Raw genomic sequence first — 16,125 nt, 5'->3', positions numbered from 1 at the left:
GACGCAGCGCCCCGATCCTCCTGATGTGTCTCGCGGCCGCGTGCGGAAGCTCCGGAACCGCGCCGCCCTCGCCGCTCGATCGCTTCCACTACCCGGTGGGCGTGGCGGTCCGCGGCCCCGCCGGCCAGGAACAGCTCCTCGTCGTCTCCTCCAACTACGACCTCGCCTACGACCGCGACGAGGGCGGGGTGCTGTTCTCGGTCGGGCCGGAGGCGAGCCCGCAGGGCGGGCTCGCCATCGACGACACGCTGCGCATGGGCAGCTTCGGCGGCGAGCTGGCCGTGGCCGAGGCGGCCGCGCCGGCGGGGCTCGACACGTCCGCCGATGCCTGCGACCTGCCGCAGTCGGTGGCGCTGGTCGCGTCCCGCGCCACCCGGCAGGTCTACAAGGTGGCGCTCGGGGCGGACGGCGCGCTCACCTGCGGCGCCGACTGCCCGCAGCTGCTGCCCGAGGACTTCCTGGATCCGTTCGGCGTGACCGTCGCCTGCCGCGACGCGCGACGCCCGCGCGCCTTCGTGACCGCGCGGCGCACCAACCGCGCCGTCTCCCGCCTGGTGGAGATCGACCTCTCCACCGGCGAGCAGCGGACGGCCGACTTCGGCTACGGGACCACGCACTCGGTCGTGTACGACGCCGCGCTCGACCGCATCTACTTCACCAGCAGCGCCGACTACGGCAGCGCCGCCCTGCGCTACGTGGACGTGACCCGCTGGTGCGACCCGCCGCTGTACCTGGCGGAGTGCCACGCGGACGTCGTCAACGTCGGCGAGTTCGTGCGCGGGGCCGACCTCGGCGGGATCGCGATCTCCAACCCGAACGTGGGCGCGGACGGCAAGCCGATGCCGCGCCGGCTCTACATCGGGGCCCGGCTGTTCGACGCGGACCTGGCGGCCTCCCTGGGCTGGCGCCCCGGCTTCGACACCGGCGGCGTGCTCATCGTGCTGGAGGTGGACGAGGCGCAGTTCGGCGTGCCCGCGTTCCGCTTCATCGGCGCAATCCCGGTCGGCTTCGGGCCGGCCGAGGTGCGCGTGCTGCCGCGGCGGCCCGGCAAGCGCGACGTGGTCGCGATCACGGTGTCGGACGAGGGCCTGCTCTGGATCTACGACGACGACGTCGGCGCGATGGCGCGCGTGTTCGGGCGCGACGACGTCACCGGCGCGCCGCTGCTCGGCCGCGTGCCGTACGGCATCGCCGTGCAGGATCGCGGCGCCAGCGCGCGGCTCTACGTGTCCGCGTTCGACTCCAGCTTCGTCACCCCGGTGGACGTGCCGCTCGACAACCCGGGCGAGGCGGCCATCGTCGAGGTGGCCGACCCCAACGATCCGACGCGCCAGGTGCCGCGGCGCCTGGGCCAGGAGCGCCCGTGACCGCACGCAACGCCCTCCTCCTGCTGGCGCTCGCCGCGAGCGCCGGCTGCGGAAGCTCCGCGGCGAAGCCGGACCTCGGGCTGGTGAGCCCGGGCGGCGTGGCCGTGTTCCGCGGCCTCACGACCAAGAACGCCCTCGACCCGGCGCACCCGTACGTCGCGGTCGCGAACTCCGGCCGCGACGAGCTCATCTTCATCGACGCGCTGGACGACGAACCGGTGCTCGCGCCGGTGGTGATCCGCCCGCTGGCGGTGCCGACGCTCCCCGGCGAGCCGCACCCGACGCTGCTCGCCTCGGCCGGGCTGCACGACGGCCAGAACGCCGACGGCACCGGCCTGCCCGACCTCCTGGTGGTGGTGTCGCCGGGCTCGTCGCGGCTGCAGCTCGTGGCGACCTGGGACCTGGCCACGCACGTGGTGCAGCCGGCCGGGGCGGACCCGCTCGACCTGGGCGCGCTCGCGCCCGGCGCGCAGGTGCTCGACATGATCGCCGTCCCGGTGCTCGAGCCCGGCGCGACCGCCGGCACCTGGCAGGTGGCCCGCGGCAAGGCGCGCGTCCTGGCGAGCATCGCGGGCGGCCGCCTCGCGGTGGTGGACTTCGCGCGGCAGGCGGACGGGAGCATCGCGCCGAGCGGCACGCCGGCGCTGCAGGACCTCGGCTTCGAGGCGCTCTCGCTGGCCGAGTCGCCCGACCACGACCGCCTGTTCGCGGCCACCGTGGACGAGGTGATCCCGGGGTCGGGCGTCTTCGGCGTCGGCGAGATCGACACCACCGGCGCGGTGGGCTCCTGGACCGTCCGCGCGCTCGACGCGCGCGTCGGCACCACGCTCGTGGCCGCCGCGAAGGTGACCGAACGCTTCGTGGGGGTGCAGGACGGCGACACGTTCTGCGTGCGCCAGCCCGGCGATCCCTTCTGCAAGGCGCCGAACCAGGATCTCCGCGTGTACGCGTTCCTCGATCCGGCCGCTTGCGGGCGCACCGCGCGGATGCCGTGCGGGCTCGCGGTGATCGACCCGGCGCGCGGCGGCCTCATGGCCGATCCGACCGGCGAGATGCCGTACCTCGCGCCGATGGCGGTCCCGAGCATCCCGATCGCGATCGCGATCTCGGGGCCGCCGGCGCTGCCGCCCACCAACGAGCCCAGCGACGTGCAGCTGTCGGCCGCGAACGGCTACATGCTGCTCGCCCCGGGATCGGGCCAGGTGAAGACCACCGGCGTCGCGGTCCTCGCTTCCGGCGACGGGCGCGTCTACATGGTGGACCTGGCGCGCTGGCACATCCCGCTCAACGCCTCCATCCTCCGCACCAGCACCCGGACCAGCGTCACCGGCGGCACGGTGTTCTCGCCGTCGCTGGTGGTGCCGGACCCCGAGAACCCCGGCAAGTACCTGGTGAAGCCCTCGCGGCTGCGGCTGGGCCTCTGGGACCTCACCGCGTGGCCGACGGTGACGCGACCGACCGCGGCGCTCGCCTCCACCTCGGCCAACATGCCGCGCACGGTGCGCGTCACCCCGGGCTACACCGCGACGGACACCTGGACCGTCCTGTACCAGGGACCGCTCCCCGGGCTCTCGGCGCGGGCAGGCCAGACCGGCGCGACCGCGGACGGCCGCCTCTGGCTCGCGGTCCAGACGCCGCTCCCGCGCTCAGACGGCTCCACGCAGCTGGTGGACGTGGCGCGCCTGTTCGATCCCTCGCTGGCGGTCCACGTCGGCGACATCGCGCAGCTCGCGCCCGCCAGCACGGTGACCGCCTGCCTGACCACCGACCCTGACACCGAGACGCCCAGCACCACCTCCTACGAGACGCGCATCACCGCGATCCTGCCGCCCTCCGCCGCGTACCCGGGCGGCGCGGTGACGCTCGACGAGACGCAGCTCATCGACCTGCGGAACCCGGTCGCCGCCGAGCGGCTGCCCGCGACCCCGGAGTGCATCGCCGCGCTGAAGCAGGTCGCCCCCGCGGGCAACATGCTCGTCACCATCCGCGCCGCGGGCCTGATCGCCGGCGGCGCCTCGATGGGCTACGTGGGGCGGCCGCAGCTCGAGAGCGATCCGACCGCTGCCGATCCGTTCCACCTGACCTACTCGGCGCTGGCGCCGCCGCCGCTCGGCGAGGACGCGATCAGCTGCCCGATCCTGCCCTGGCCGGCGGAGGCCTACGGTCCGAACGCACCGGCGGCGTTCACGGCCTGCGTGGACGAGGCGTGCCGTTCCGAGTGCGAGCGGCTCGTGCTCGCGCGGAAGGCGCGGCGCCTCTACTATCTGTCCGACCGGTGCCTCGACATCGTGGACGGCCCCAAGGCCTCGGCGACGAAGGGCTGCTGGGTGGACTGGGCGGCCATCGCGGACACGCTCCCGGACGCGAGCGGCCCGATCGTGTCCTTCCACCTCGGCTGCGGCCAGGCGCAGGTGGACGCGAACGGTGACGTGGTCATCGACCCGCGGACCAAGACGGTCGTCGAGGACGTCTGCACGACCGAGCTCGAGCGCGACATGTCGCTCACGTTCATCACGCAGAGCGGGATCGCGTACGCGTACCGCGGCCCGACCACCGGCTCCAACGCGGCCTCGAGCTTCCCGGTGGCCGCGGTCCCGTTCGACCGCAGCCCGTTCCCGGGGAAGCAGGCGGACGGCTACCGGTTCTTCGTGACCTACTCGGAGAACTTCCTCCTCGACATGTCCCCCGCGACTGCCTACAGCACGTCCAAGGTGATCCGCTGATCCCCGCCCGGGACGCCCTCGTTTGACGGGCGCCCCCCGTCTGCTACGGTGGACGGGAGCGGGGTACGCGGAGGGCGCCCATGAAATCCGTCCGGCAGGTCGCGATCGCCGACCACCTCTGGGAGGCGCTCGGGCGCATGGCCGACGAGATGGGCGTCGATCGCGAGGGCCTGCTCAACCAGGCGATCCACGTCTACGCCCGCCTGCACGGCTACGTGTTGACCGGTGGGGCGTTCGAGCCGCGGACCGAGCCGCCGGGCGCGCCGCGCGGCCCCCGCCCGGCGAGCCCGCCGCGCGGGAACTCCGAGCGGCTGGCGGTCGCCGAGCGCGTGCTCCAGACCGCCGCCCGCCTCGAGCGCGCGATCCACGAGCGCACGCCGGGCGCGGGCCCGCCGCCGCTGGGCGAGCCGGCGGGCACCGCGCCGTCGCTGTCGCTGCGCCGCGACGACGGCTCGGAGTGGGAGGTGGCCCGCGACCGGTTCCTCATCGGGCGCGGGCGCCACTGCGACCTGGTGATCGACAGCGCCAAGGTGTCGCGCGAGCACGCGGCCATCGTGCGCGACGGCGACGCCTGGTTCATCGAGGACCTGGGCTCCGCGAACGGCACCTGGCACGACCAGGAGCGGATCCAGCGCCGCCGCATCGAGGACGGGGACGAGTACTTCGTCTGCGCCGAGCGGCTCCGCTGCGGGCTGCGGTAGCCTCGCGGCGGCGGGATCCGGCCCCGCCGCGCTTTTCCCGCGCCGGCGCGCGCCCGCGCGGCTACCCTTCACCGCGACATGCCCACCCTGACGCTCATCGACGGCTCGGGCTTCATCTTCCGCGCCTACCACGCGATCCCGCACCTCTCCACCACGAAGGGGATCCCGACCAACGCCGTCTACGGGTTCACCAACATGCTGCTGAAGGCGCTGCGCGAGCACGCGCCCACGCACGTGGCGCTGGTGTTCGACGCGGGGCGCCGCAGCTTCCGGCACGACATCGATCCCGAGTACAAGGCGAACCGCCCCGAGGCGCCCGACGACCTCGCGTCGCAGTTCCCGCTGGTGCGCGACGTGGCCCGCGCGCTCAACGTGCCGGTGATCGAGGAGCCCGGGTTCGAGGCCGACGACATCATCGCCACGCTGGCCGGCCGCGCGCGCGCGGCGGGCTGGGAGGTGGTGGTCGTCACCGGCGACAAGGACTTCGCGCAGCTCGTGGACGGCGGCCTGTCGCTCTACGACCCCATGGCCGAGGCGAGCGGGCGCGGCGGGTGGACCGGCCCGGCCGAGGTCGAGAAGAAGATGGGGGTCCGCCCGGAGCAGGTGGTCGAGTACCAGTCCATCCTGGGCGACAAGATCGACAACGTGCCCGGGATCGCGGGGGTGGGGGAGGTGACGGCGGCGGCGCTCATCCGCCACTTCGGCACCACCGAGGCGATGCTGGCGCGGCCCGGGGAGATCCCGGCGGCCGTGTCGCGCGGCGGGGAGAAGCTGCGCGACAAGGTCGTCGCGAACGCCGAGCGCATCCGCACCAACCGCCGGCTGGTCGCGCTGCGGCGAGACCTCGACCTGCCCTTCGCGCCCGAGGCGTTCGGCCGCCGGCCGCCCGATCAGGAGCGGGCCCGCGCGCTGTTCTCCGAGCTGGAGTTCTCGCGGCTGGTGAAGGAGCTCCCGCCGCCGCCGCCCACCGCGCGCGCCGAGACGCCGGAGACGATCGACGGCCGGGCCGCGCTGGACGCCGCGGTGGCGGCGCTGGTCCAGGCCGGCGGTCCGGTCGGGCTCCTGCCGGTGCTGGGCGAGGGGCCGCCGCGCACCGCGCCGCTCGTCGGGCTGGCGTTCGCGGGCGCGGGGCGCGCGTTCTACCTGCCGCTCGGGCACCGCTACCTGGGCGCGCCCGCGCCGCTCGCGCCGGCGGACGTGCGCGAGGGGCTCCGGCCGCTGGTCGAGGCGGCGCTCCCGCTGCACGCCCACGAGCTCAAGGCGGCGGCCCACGCGCTGGCGAGGCTCGGGCTGGCGCGGTCGGGCCCGGGCGAGGACACCGAGCTGATGAGCCGGCTCCTGCTGCCCACCCGGCGCGAGCACGCGCTGGTGGACGTGGCGCGGGAGCGGACCAGCTGCGAGCTGCCGCGCAACCCGGCCGACGGGGCGAAGCGCGGGGCGCCGGGGCTGGAGGGCCTCGAGGTGGAGCGGGTGGCGGCCTGGGCCGGCGCCTGCGCGGCGTCGCTGCCGGACCTGGCCGCGAAGCTCGCCGAGGGCCTGGAGGCGGAGCGCCTGTCACCGCTCTACCGCGAGGTGGAGCGGCCGCTGGTGCCGGTGCTGGTCGAGATGGAGCGGACCGGCATCCTGGTGGACCGCGGCGCGATGGAGGGGATGAGCGCCGAGTTCGGCAGGTCGATGCAGGACCTGGAGGCGCGCATCCACGCGGCCGCCGGGCACCCGTTCAACGTCGCCTCGACGCGCGAGCTGGCGCAGGTGCTGTTCGTGGAGCTGGAGCTGCCGGTGGTGAAGCGGCTCAAGACCGGCCCGTCCACCGACCAGGACGTGCTCGAGAAGCTGGCCGAGCAGCACGCGCTGCCGCGGCTGGTGCTGGAGCACCGCTCGCTCTCCAAGCTGAAGGGCACCTACGTCGACGCGCTCCCGCAGCTGGTGGACCCGGCCGACGGGCGCATCCACACCACGTTCCACCAGGCGGGCGCGGCCACCGGCCGGCTCTCCTCCTCGGATCCGAACCTCCAGAACATCCCGGTCCGCACCGAGCTGTCGCGGCGCATCCGCCAGGCGTTCGTGGCGCCGGCGGGCGCGCGCCTGCTCTCGGCCGACTACTCGCAGATCGAGCTGCGGATCCTGGCGCACTACTCCGACGACCCGGGCCTGCTGCAGGCGTTCCGCGACCGCGAGGACGTGCACACCCGCACCGCGGCGGAGACGTTCGGCGTCCCGCCCGAGCAGGTGACCCCGGACCAGCGGCGCATCGCCAAGGTGCTCAACTTCGGCATCGCCTACGGCCTCTCCGCGTTCGGGCTGTCGCAGCGCCTCGACCTGCCACCGTCGGAGGCGCAGGGGATCATCGACCGCTACTTCACGCGCTACGCCGGCGTCCGCCGCTACATCGAGTGGGCGGTGGAGGAGGCGCGCGCCAAGGGCGAGTCGCGCACGCTGTTCGGGCGCGCGCGCACCATGCCGGAGATCGGCGCGCGCAACCCGGCGCTCCGCAACGCGGCCGAGCGCACCGCCATCAACACGCCCATCCAGGGCACGGCCGCGGACATCGTGAAGATCGCCATGATCCGCGTGCACGACGCGCTGGCGCAGGAGCGCCGCGCGGCGCGGCTGCTGCTGCAGGTGCACGACGAGCTGGTGCTGGAGGTGCCGGAGCGGGAGCTGGCGCCGGTCGAGGCGCTGGTGCGCCGCGAGATGGAGGGCGCGGCCCGGCTGAAGGTCCCGCTCGAGGTCCAGGTCGGCCACGGCCAGACCTGGGCCGAGGGGCACTGAACGGCGCGGCGGACGGCGGGCGCTACTCGTCGGCGGCCCGGCGGCGGCCGGGGATGAGCTGCACGGCCTCCTCGCGCGCGGGCTCGCGGAACGCCTCGATGAGCTTGAGGTGGCTCTCCACCAGCGTGCGGACGTTCGCCTCGAACTGCACGCGCTGCCGCTTCAGCTCGTTGATGTCGTCCACGATGCGCAGGAAGCGCGAGTGGGCGCCCTGGACGATCTTCTCGGCCTGGAGCTCGGCGTCGGAGATGGTGATCTCCGCCTCCTTGCGGGCGGAGTCGCGGATCTCCTCGGACGCCCTCTGGGCGGTGACGAGCGTCTCCTGGAGCGCGCGCTCGCGCCCCCGGTGATCGGCGATCTCGTCCGCCTTGCGCTGGTTGTCCTCGCGGAGCGCCAGGTTCTCCTTCACCAGCCCCTCGAACTCGGCGGCGACGAGCGCCAGGAACGCCTCGACCTCCTCGGCGTCCAGGCCGCGGAAGGTCTTGCGGAACTGCTTCTGCGTGATGTCGAGGGGGGTGATGTTCATGGGTCGCTCCGCCGGTCATGATAGCGGCCCGCGGCCGGGTGTCCACCTCGCCCCCCGGCCGCCGGGGCGAGGGCCGCGACCCGGGAAGCGGCCGTGGGTTCCGGCGCTTATGCTATGTTCCGCGCCGCCCATGCCGTTCTCCGAGCTCATCGCGCAGGAACGCGCCGTCGGCTCGCTCCGGTCCGCGCTCCGTCGCGGCTCGCTGCACCACGCCTACCTCTTCGGCGGCCCGGAGGGCGCCGGCAAGGCGCGGGCGGCCGTGCTCCTGGCGCAGGCCGCGAACTGCGAGGGCGGGCAGGCCGGGCCGGGCGGCCTCCGCGAGGATCCCTGCGGCGCGTGCGGCCCCTGCCGGAAGATCGAGCGGGGCCTCCACCCGGACGTCGTGGTGCTCGCCGCGGAGCGGACCATGGCGAAGGCCGGGCGATGGGAGCCGAAGGGCGGCCGCGCGCCGTCGAAGGACATCGTGGTGGACCAGGTGCGCGACCTGGTGGACCACCGCCTGGCCATGAAGCGCTTCGAGGGGCGGCGGCGCTTCGTGGTGATCGACCCGGCCGACGCCATGAACCCGCAGGCGCAGAACGCGCTCCTGAAGACGCTGGAGGAGCCGCCCGAGGACACCACGCTCGTGCTGGTCGCCTCGAGCCCCGACGCGCTGCTCCCCACCATCCGCTCGCGCTGCCTGCGGGTGAGCTTCCGGCCGCTGCCGGCCGCGGCGATCGCGGCGCGGCTGCAGGAGGAGGGGATCCCGGCGGAGGAGGCGCGCGTGGCCGCGGCGCTCTCCGGCGGCTCGCTGGGCCGGGCGCGCGCGCACGCGGGCGACGCGGCCCGGCGGCCGCTGCGGGCCGTGGCCCAGGCGGCGGCGCTCCGGCCGGACGACGCGGGCGCGTGGCTGGCCTGGGCGGCGGACCCGGGCGCCGACCCGGCCCAGGCGCGCGCGAAGGACCGCGACCGCAAGGCCGAGGTGAAGGAGCTCGCGCCGGAGATCTGCGAGCTCATGCTGGTGTGGCTGCGCGACGTGCTGGCGGTGCAGGCCGGCGCGGACCGGCTCGCGGTCGCCGACCTGGAGCCCGCCACGCGCCGGGCCGCCGCGGCGCTCCCGCCCGGCGAGGTGGTGCGCCGGCGCGGCGAGGTGCTCCGGACGATGCGGGCGCTGCGGCAGAACGCGACCTCGCAGCTCGCCCTCGAGCGGCTGATGATCGGGTGGTTCCATGGCCGGGCCTAGGGCCGGGGGAGGGCGCGCGCGCGCCGTCGCCGGGGCCACCCTGGAGACCTGCCTGGAGGAGGCACGCGCCGGGCGCGCGCAGCCGGTCTACCTGTTCGACGGCGACGCGTTCCTGTCGCTCCGCGCCGCGCGCGAGCTGGCCGGGGCGCTCGTGCCGGAGGCGCAGCGCGCGCTCAACCTGGTCGAGCTGGACGCCGCCGCCTCGCCGGCCGAGGTGGCGGCCGAGCTGGCCACGGGCGGCCTGTTCGGCGGCGGCAAGCTGGTGCTGGTGCAGGAGCCGGCGTTCCTGACCGCGAAGGAGGACGCCGCGGACGCGTTCCGCGCCGCCATGAAGAGCTGGGCCGACGGCCGGCAGCGCGACGGTGCGCGGCGCCTGCTCGCGCTCGCGGGCAAGGCCGGCATCGGCGCGCGGGCGCTCGCGCCGGGCGAGGACGGCCGGGTGCCGGAGGGCGCCCGCTCCGCGCTGGCGGAGGAGCTGGGCGTGCCGATGGACGGCGCCGCCGCGGCGTTCGTGGACGCGGCCGCGCGGTACGCGCAGGAGCGCGAGCTGAAGGTGGGCAAGGGCGAGGACGCGGGCGCGCTCGACGCCGCGCTCGCCGCCGGCCTGCCGCCCGGCCACGTGCTGGTGATCGCGGCGGGGAAGATCGACGGCCGGCTGCCGGTGGTGAAGAAGCTCGCCGCGGCGGGGCGCCGGGTGACCACCCAGCTCGAGAAGGAGGGCACCTGGGACGCGCAGCGGCTGGTGCTCGGGCCGGTGCTGGAGGCGCTGCTCGCCGGCACCGGCAAGCGGGTGGACCGCGGCGGCGAGGCGCGGCTCGCCGAGCTGGTGGGCGAGGACGCGCGCACGCTCGCGTCGGAGGTGGCGAAGCTCGCCGCCTACGTGGGCGACCGCAAGGTGATCGGCGCGGCCGACGTGGACGCGGTGGTGACGCGGGTCGCGTCGGATCCGTTCTTCGCGCTCGGCAACGCGGTCGAGGCGCGGGACCTGCCGCTCGCGATGGGCGTGCTCGACCGCTCCGTGGCCGACGGCGCGAGCCCGTTCATGCTGCTCGGCTCGCTCGCCGCCACGGTGCGCCGGCTGGTGGTGGAGCGGGAGCGCGCCCGCGCCGCGGTGGGTGAGCGGCGCATCGGCTCGTTCAACGAGTGGCAGGCCGAGGTCCTCCCGTCCATCGACGAGGACGAGCTGGACGGCAAGAAGCCCTACGGGTTCTGGATGAAGTACCAGGCGTCGGCGCGCTTCTCGCGCGCGGAGCTGCTCGACGCGCTGGCCGGCCTCGCCGAGGCCGACGTCGCCATGAAGAGCGGGCAGGACGGGCGCGTGCGCCTGGAGCGGGTGCTGATCGGCCTGCTCGCCCGCGACAACCGGGAAAGGAGCACCCCTTGAGCCAGCGTCTCCTCGTCACGAGCGCGCTGCCGTACGCGAACGGCCCCATCCACCTCGGCCACCTGGTCGAGTACGTCCAGACCGACGTCTACGTGCGCTTCCGGCGCGCCTGCGGAGACGACGTCGCCTACGTGTGCGCCGCCGACTCCCACGGCACGCCCATCGAGGTGAACGCCGCCAAGGTCGGGATGACGCCGAAGGCGTTCGTGGAGAAGTACCGCGCCGAGCAGCACGCCGACTTCCACGCGTTCGGGGTGGAGTTCTCGACCTACTACACCACCGACTCCGACGAGAACCGCCGCTGGGCCTACCGCGTGTACGACGCGCTCAAGGCGAAGGGGCTCATCTACAAGAAGTCGGTCGAGCAGCTCTACTGCGAGGTCGATCGGCGCTTCCTGCCCGACCGGTTCGTGAAGGGCACCTGCCCGAAGTGCGGGACGCCCGACCAGTACGGCGACGTCTGCGAGCACTGCGGGACCACCTACGATCCCCGCGAGCTGAAGGACCCGTACTGCGCCATCTGCCGCTCGTCGCCGGTGGTGCGCGCCAGCGACCACGCGTACGTCAACCTCCGCAAGCCCGACGTGAACGCGGTCATCCACGAGTGGGTGAACGCGGAGGGGCACCTCGAGCCGGCGGTGCGCGAGCAGGTGAAGGGCTGGCTCGCCGACCTGCAGGACTGGTGCATCACCCGCGACGCGCCGTACTTCGGCTTCCCGGTGACCGACCCCGAGTTCCCGGGCAAGTTCCTCTACGTGTGGGTGGACGCGCCCATCGGCTACCTGTCCTCCGCCGAGCACTACTTCGCGGCCGAGGCGCCGGACGGCGAGCGGCTGGCGCCGGCCGAGTTCGAGCGGCGCTACCTCGCGGTGGGCGCGCCGGCCCGGCTCGAGCACTTCATCGGCAAGGACATCCTGCGCTTCCACGCGGTGTTCTGGCCGGCGATGCTCTGGGCCACCGGCCTGAAGCGCCCGGACCGGATGCCGGTCCACGGGCACCTCACCGTCAACGGCGAGAAGATGTCGAAGTCCCGCGGCACCTTCGTCACCGGCCGGACCTACCTCGAGTCCGGGCTCGACCCGGAGCTGCTGCGCTACTTCTACGCGGCGAACCTGGGCAGCGGCGTCTCCGACCTCGACCTGTCGCTGGACGAGTTCCGCAACCGCATCAACGCCGACCTCGCGAACAACGTCGCGAACCTGGCCTCGCGCGTGGCCGCGCTGCTGCAGCGGCTGCCCGGCGGCGTCACCGCGCCGCTCGACCCCGAGATCGCCGCCGCGACGCGCGAGGCGGTGAAGGGCGCCCGCGCCGCGTACCAGGTGCTCGAGACCCGCGACGTGGTCCGCCTGGTGAGCCAGGCCGCCAGCGTCTGCAACCGCCGCGTGCAGGAGACGAAGCCCTGGGAGAACCCGGCCGGCGACGCGGAGCGGAGCGTGCTCTACACCACCGGCAAGGCGCTCCTCGGCCTCGCCCGCGTGCTCGCGCCCATCCTGCCGCGCTTCTCGGCGGCGCTCGCCGCGGCCTACGGGCGGCCCGAGCTGCCGGCCTGGACGCCGGACCTCGAGCCGTTCGACGGCGCGCCGGTGCAGGTGGTCGAGAAGCCGCCGCAGATCGCGCGGGTGGACGCGAAGCAGGTGCAGAGGCTGATCGTGCCGGCCGCCGAGGCGGCGCCGGCGAAGGTCGCGCGCGCCCAGAGCCCCGCCGAGACGGCCACCCGCGCCAGCGCCAAGCCGGCGCCCCCGCCGGTCCCCGGGGTCATCCAGTACGACGACTTCGCGAAGGTGGAGCTGCGGGTCGGGCTGGTGAAGGCCGCCGAGAAGGTGGAGAAGGCCGACAAGCTGCTGAAGCTCTCGGTGGACGTGGGCGAGCCGGAGCCGCGCACGATCGTGGCCGGCATCGCGCAGGCCTACCCGGAGCCGCAGGCGCTGGTGGGCCGGCGCATCGTGGTGGTCGCGAACCTCGCGCCCCGTCCGCTGCGCGGGATCACCTCCCACGGGATGCTGCTCGCCGCCGGCGAGCCGCCGAACCTCCAGGTGGTGACCGTGGGCGAGGGCATCGCGCCCGGGACACGGGTCAAGTAGCGCCTCGCACGGTCCGCCCGCCCGCCTTGCGGGCGGGGCGGACCGGGTTAGATCCGCCCGATGCTGATCGACTCGCACGCCCACCTCGATCTCGACGACTACCGGGGCGACCTCGACGCGGTCATCGCCCGCGCCCGCGAGGCCGGCCTGGCGCGGGTGGTCTGCGTCGGCCTCTGGCGGGGGCCCGGCGACTTCGGCAACGCGCTGGCGCTCGCCGACCGGGACCCCCGGTACTTCGCCGCGACCATCGGGATCCACCCGCACGAGGCCGCGCGCGTGCCGGAGGAGGACTGGGCCCGTCACGAGGCGCTGGCGCGCGACCCGCGCGTCGCCGCGGTGGGCGAGACCGGCCTCGACTTCCACTACGACCACTCGCCGCGCGACGTGCAGGAGTCCGCGTTCCGCCGGTCGCTGCGGACCGCGCGCGCCGCCGGGAAGCCGGTGGTGATCCACGTGCGCGAGGCGGACGCCGCCTGCCTGCGCGTGCTGCGCGAGGAGGGCGTCCCCGAGGCGGGCGGGGTGATCCACTGCTTCACCGGCGACGCCCCGGCGGCGCGCGCCTATCTCGACCTCGGCCTGTACGTCTCGGTGGCGGGCATCGTGACCTTCAAGACCGCCGAGCCCATCCGCGAGGCGGTGCGCATCGTCCCGCGCGACCGGCTGCTGGTCGAGACCGACAGCCCGTTCCTCGCCCCGGTCCCGTTCCGCGGCAAGCGGAACGAGCCCGCGCACGTGGTCGAGACCGCGCGCAAGGTGGCCGAGCTGTGGGGCGCGCCGCTCGAGGAGGTGGCCGCGCGAACCGCCGAGAACACCCGGCGGCTGTTCCGGCTCGCCTGAGCTGCGGCGGGCCGGCCCCGCCCCACCGTCAGCCCTCCCAGCTCCCCCACTCGTCGGCGAGGTCGGGCTCGGCGCCGGGCCGGTTGCGCTCCTTCCAGGTGACGATCTCCCACCCGCGCTTCTCGGCGGCGGCGCGGAACGGCGCCTTGGGGTTCACCACCACCGGCGTGCCGACCGCCTCGAACAGCGGCACGTCCGCGCTCGAGTCGGAGTAGAGGAAGCTGCGGGTCAGGTCGAGGTCGAACCGCTCGGCGATCGCCTCCACCGCCGCGCGCTTGCCGTCCTTGAACACCACCGGCGGCAGGATCTGGTCGGTGATGCGGCCGTCGACGATGCGCGTGCGCGTGCCCACCGCGGCGTGCACGCGGAGGTGCCGGCCCACCTCGTCGATGATGTACTGCGAGGAGCCGGAGGCGATCACCACGAAGTGCCCCGACAGCAGGTGCTTGCGGATCTGCCGGATGGCGCCGGAGGTGATGCGCTTGCGCAGGTGGCGCTCGAAGCAGACGTGGGCGTGCGCCTTCACCTGGTCGGCGTAGAGGCCCTGCTGGCAGCGCGAGCCCACCTCCACCATGTCCTGCTCGGTGAGGCGGCTGCGGGCGTACTCGTAGATGACGCGCGGGATGCGGGACCGGACCTCGGGCCGCATCACGCGCTCGCTGTACAGGTACCAGGTGAAGATGGTCCCGGCGTTGCCGTCGAGGAGCGAGTCGTCGACGTCGAAGATGGCGGCCGTGCGGCCGAACGGGACCATGGACCGGTGCGCCTCCCCCGCGCGCCCGGCGGGCGGCCGCGCGGCCGCGCCGGGCGCGAGGAGGCGATTCTACGACAACTACCCCGCCGGCTTGTCCTCGGGAGCGGGCGTCCCGGCCGGAGCGGGCTCCGGGGCGACGTCGGGCTCGCGGGCCGCCACCGCCTGGTCCTGCGGCTCGGGGGGCGTGGGGGCGGGCGCCTGCTGCTGCTCCGCCTCGGCGGGCGAGGCCGGCTTCTCCTCGGCCGGCTTCCCGGCGTCCTCGAGCTTCTGCGCGAGCGCGGCGAACGGGTTGTGCGTCAGGTTCTTCTTCTCCGGCGGCCGGTGCGGTCCCTTGTCGCCGGGCAGCCGCGGGCCGGTGTAGCCGCGCTTCTTGTCGCCGAAGCCGCCGCCGCCGCCGCCGAAGCCGCGGTGCTCGCGCTGGCCGCGATCCGGGCGCTCGGGCCGGCCCTCGGGGCGCGGCGCCTGCGCCGCCGCCGGGGCGCCCTCGGCCTTCGCCTCGCCGGCGCCCTCGGCCGGCTTCGCCTCCGCGGCGCCGCCCTGCGGGCGCGGCTCGCGCTTGCGATCCCTGGGCTTCTTCGGTGGGCGCGGCTGGGCACCGCCGCCGGCGCTCGCGCCGTTGCGCGGCACGTAGATGACCGGGGTGAGGAGCTCCGGCGCCGGTCCCTTCTTCTCCGCCTGCACGGTCGGCAGGCTGCCGCGCCAGATCGGCTGCTCGTAGACGTTGTTCGCGTCGGTCCAGCGGCGGTTGCCGCCGTCCTTGCCCATCAGGTTGAGCCAGGAGTTCACCCGGCTGTCGATCTCGTCGATGGCGTGCGTGAGCATCGCCTCGAGCGTCATCGGCACCTTGGGCGAGCCGTACTCGAGGCGCCCGTGGTGGGAGAGGACCATGTGCACGACGTGGTGCTCGAGGTCGCGCGAGGCGCCCACGCGGCGCGCCTTGTCGTGGATCCACTGGGCGGTCATGACCAGGTGCCCGATCAGCCGGCCCTCGTCCGTGTACTCGGTGCTCCGGTCGCCGCTCAGCTCGCGGATCTTGCCGAGGTCGTGGAAGAACGCGCCGGCGACGAGCAGGTCGCGATCGACCTGCGGGAAGTGGTCGGCGAGCCGGTGCGCCAGCTTGAGGCAGGAGACGGTGTGCTCGAGCAGGCCGCCCGGGTAGGCGTGGTGGACGGTCTTCGCGGCGGGGGCGCGGCGCAGCCGGGCCGCCACGTCGTCGTCCTCGACGAACGCCTTGATGAGGTCCTTCACGTGCGGGTCGACGACGCAGTCCACCAGCGCGAGCAGCTCGTTCCAGTGCCCCGACTCCGCCTCGGCCGGCCCGGACTTCTCCGGCTTCTTCGGCTCGGGCGGCGGCGCCCACACGAACTCGGCCGCGTCCAGCGTGGTCGGGTCGACCTTGGCGAGCGCCTCGATGCGCAGCTGCGGCTTGCCCTGGAACGCGCCGATGGCGCCCTCCACCTCGACGAGATCCTTCTCCTCGAAGGCCGCCGCCAGCTCCTCGACCTTCTCGAAGGCGCGCGCCTCGAGCTCGCCGGTCTTGTCCTGGAAGGTGACGGAGAGGTACGTCTTGCCGCTCTTCGCGGTGGGGATCGCCTTGCGGGCGACGAGGAACACGCTCTTGGCGCGCTCTCCCTCCTTGACGTCCTTGGCCCAGATCTTGTCCATGGTGCGCGCAAGCTAGCTCAGGCCGCGCGCGGACACAACACGGATTGGGCCCGGAATCGGGCGATCCGCGGCCTCCGCGCGACGCCGCTCCGG

The 16,125-nt window shown here is 74.6% G+C and carries 11 protein-coding genes; 8 read left to right on the top strand and 3 right to left on the bottom strand.

Features of this window, described 5'->3' with window-relative positions:
• Window positions 1-23: 23 nt before the first annotated feature.
• The 4 genes from A2CP1_RS13345 to polA all read left to right on the top strand — a co-directional run bounded on the left by A2CP1_RS13345 (window position 24) and on the right by polA (window position 7,563).
• Window positions 24-1,367 carry a hypothetical protein gene (locus A2CP1_RS13345; protein ID WP_012633766.1) on the top strand — a complete coding sequence of 448 codons (1,344 nt, stop codon included), beginning with the start codon at window positions 24-26 and terminating at the stop codon, window positions 1,365-1,367.
• On the top strand, window positions 1,364-4,090 hold the full coding sequence (locus A2CP1_RS13340; protein WP_012633765.1) for a hypothetical protein: 2,727 nt from the start codon (window positions 1,364-1,366) through the stop codon (window positions 4,088-4,090). The genes A2CP1_RS13345 and A2CP1_RS13340 overlap by 4 nt, the downstream gene beginning before the upstream one ends.
• An 80-nt stretch (window positions 4,091-4,170) precedes the next feature.
• A complete protein-coding gene (locus A2CP1_RS13335) occupies window positions 4,171-4,791 on the top strand; it encodes an FHA domain-containing protein (protein WP_012633764.1) in 621 nt (206 codons plus the stop codon).
• A 78-nt stretch (window positions 4,792-4,869) separates the two neighbouring features.
• Complete coding sequence (gene polA, locus A2CP1_RS13330) at window positions 4,870-7,563, top strand: DNA polymerase I (protein WP_012633763.1); 2,694 nt, start codon at window positions 4,870-4,872, stop codon at window positions 7,561-7,563.
• 22 nt (window positions 7,564-7,585) lie between these two features.
• Here the strand turns inward: polA and A2CP1_RS13325 are convergent, their stop codons facing one another.
• Window positions 7,586-8,089 (bottom strand): DivIVA domain-containing protein, encoded by a 504-nt coding sequence (locus A2CP1_RS13325; protein WP_012633762.1) that lies wholly within the window; start codon window positions 8,087-8,089, stop codon window positions 7,586-7,588.
• A 130-nt stretch (window positions 8,090-8,219) separates the two neighbouring features.
• On the opposite strand from A2CP1_RS13325, the gene holB reads away from it, so the two are divergent.
• The 4 genes from holB to A2CP1_RS13305 are packed head-to-tail and all read left to right on the top strand — an operon-like array spanning window position 8,220 to window position 13,613.
• Window positions 8,220-9,311 carry a DNA polymerase III subunit delta' gene (gene holB / locus A2CP1_RS13320; protein ID WP_012633761.1) on the top strand — a complete coding sequence of 364 codons (1,092 nt, stop codon included), beginning with the start codon at window positions 8,220-8,222 and terminating at the stop codon, window positions 9,309-9,311.
• Window positions 9,298-10,695, top strand: a complete 1,398-nt coding sequence (locus A2CP1_RS13315) for a DNA polymerase III subunit delta (RefSeq protein ID WP_012633760.1) — start codon at window positions 9,298-9,300, stop codon at window positions 10,693-10,695. Before holB ends, A2CP1_RS13315 begins: the two co-directional genes overlap by 14 nt.
• On the top strand, window positions 10,692-12,776 hold the full coding sequence (metG, locus tag A2CP1_RS13310; RefSeq protein ID WP_012633759.1) for a methionine--tRNA ligase: 2,085 nt from the start codon (window positions 10,692-10,694) through the stop codon (window positions 12,774-12,776). The genes A2CP1_RS13315 and metG overlap by 4 nt, the downstream gene beginning before the upstream one ends.
• A 60-nt stretch (window positions 12,777-12,836) precedes the next feature.
• The gene (locus A2CP1_RS13305) at window positions 12,837-13,613 is read left to right on the top strand and encodes a TatD family hydrolase (RefSeq protein ID WP_012633758.1); all 777 of its coding nucleotides are present in this window, start codon (window positions 12,837-12,839) and stop codon (window positions 13,611-13,613) included.
• A 28-nt stretch (window positions 13,614-13,641) separates the two neighbouring features.
• On the opposite strand, the gene A2CP1_RS13300 is transcribed toward A2CP1_RS13305, so the two are convergent.
• On the bottom strand, window positions 13,642-14,367 hold the full coding sequence (locus A2CP1_RS13300; protein ID WP_012633757.1) for an HAD family hydrolase: 726 nt from the start codon (window positions 14,365-14,367) through the stop codon (window positions 13,642-13,644).
• Between the two features lie 78 nt (window positions 14,368-14,445).
• Window positions 14,446-16,032, bottom strand: a complete 1,587-nt coding sequence (locus A2CP1_RS13295; protein WP_012633756.1) for an HD domain-containing protein — start codon at window positions 16,030-16,032, stop codon at window positions 14,446-14,448.
• Window positions 16,033-16,125: the final 93 nt, after the last annotated feature.

Origin of the sequence: Anaeromyxobacter dehalogenans 2CP-1 (assembly GCF_000022145.1) — a bacterium.
In the GTDB taxonomy this organism is placed as follows: domain Bacteria; phylum Myxococcota; class Myxococcia; order Myxococcales; family Anaeromyxobacteraceae; genus Anaeromyxobacter; species Anaeromyxobacter dehalogenans.
This window is presented reverse-complemented; position numbering and strand designations above follow the sequence as displayed.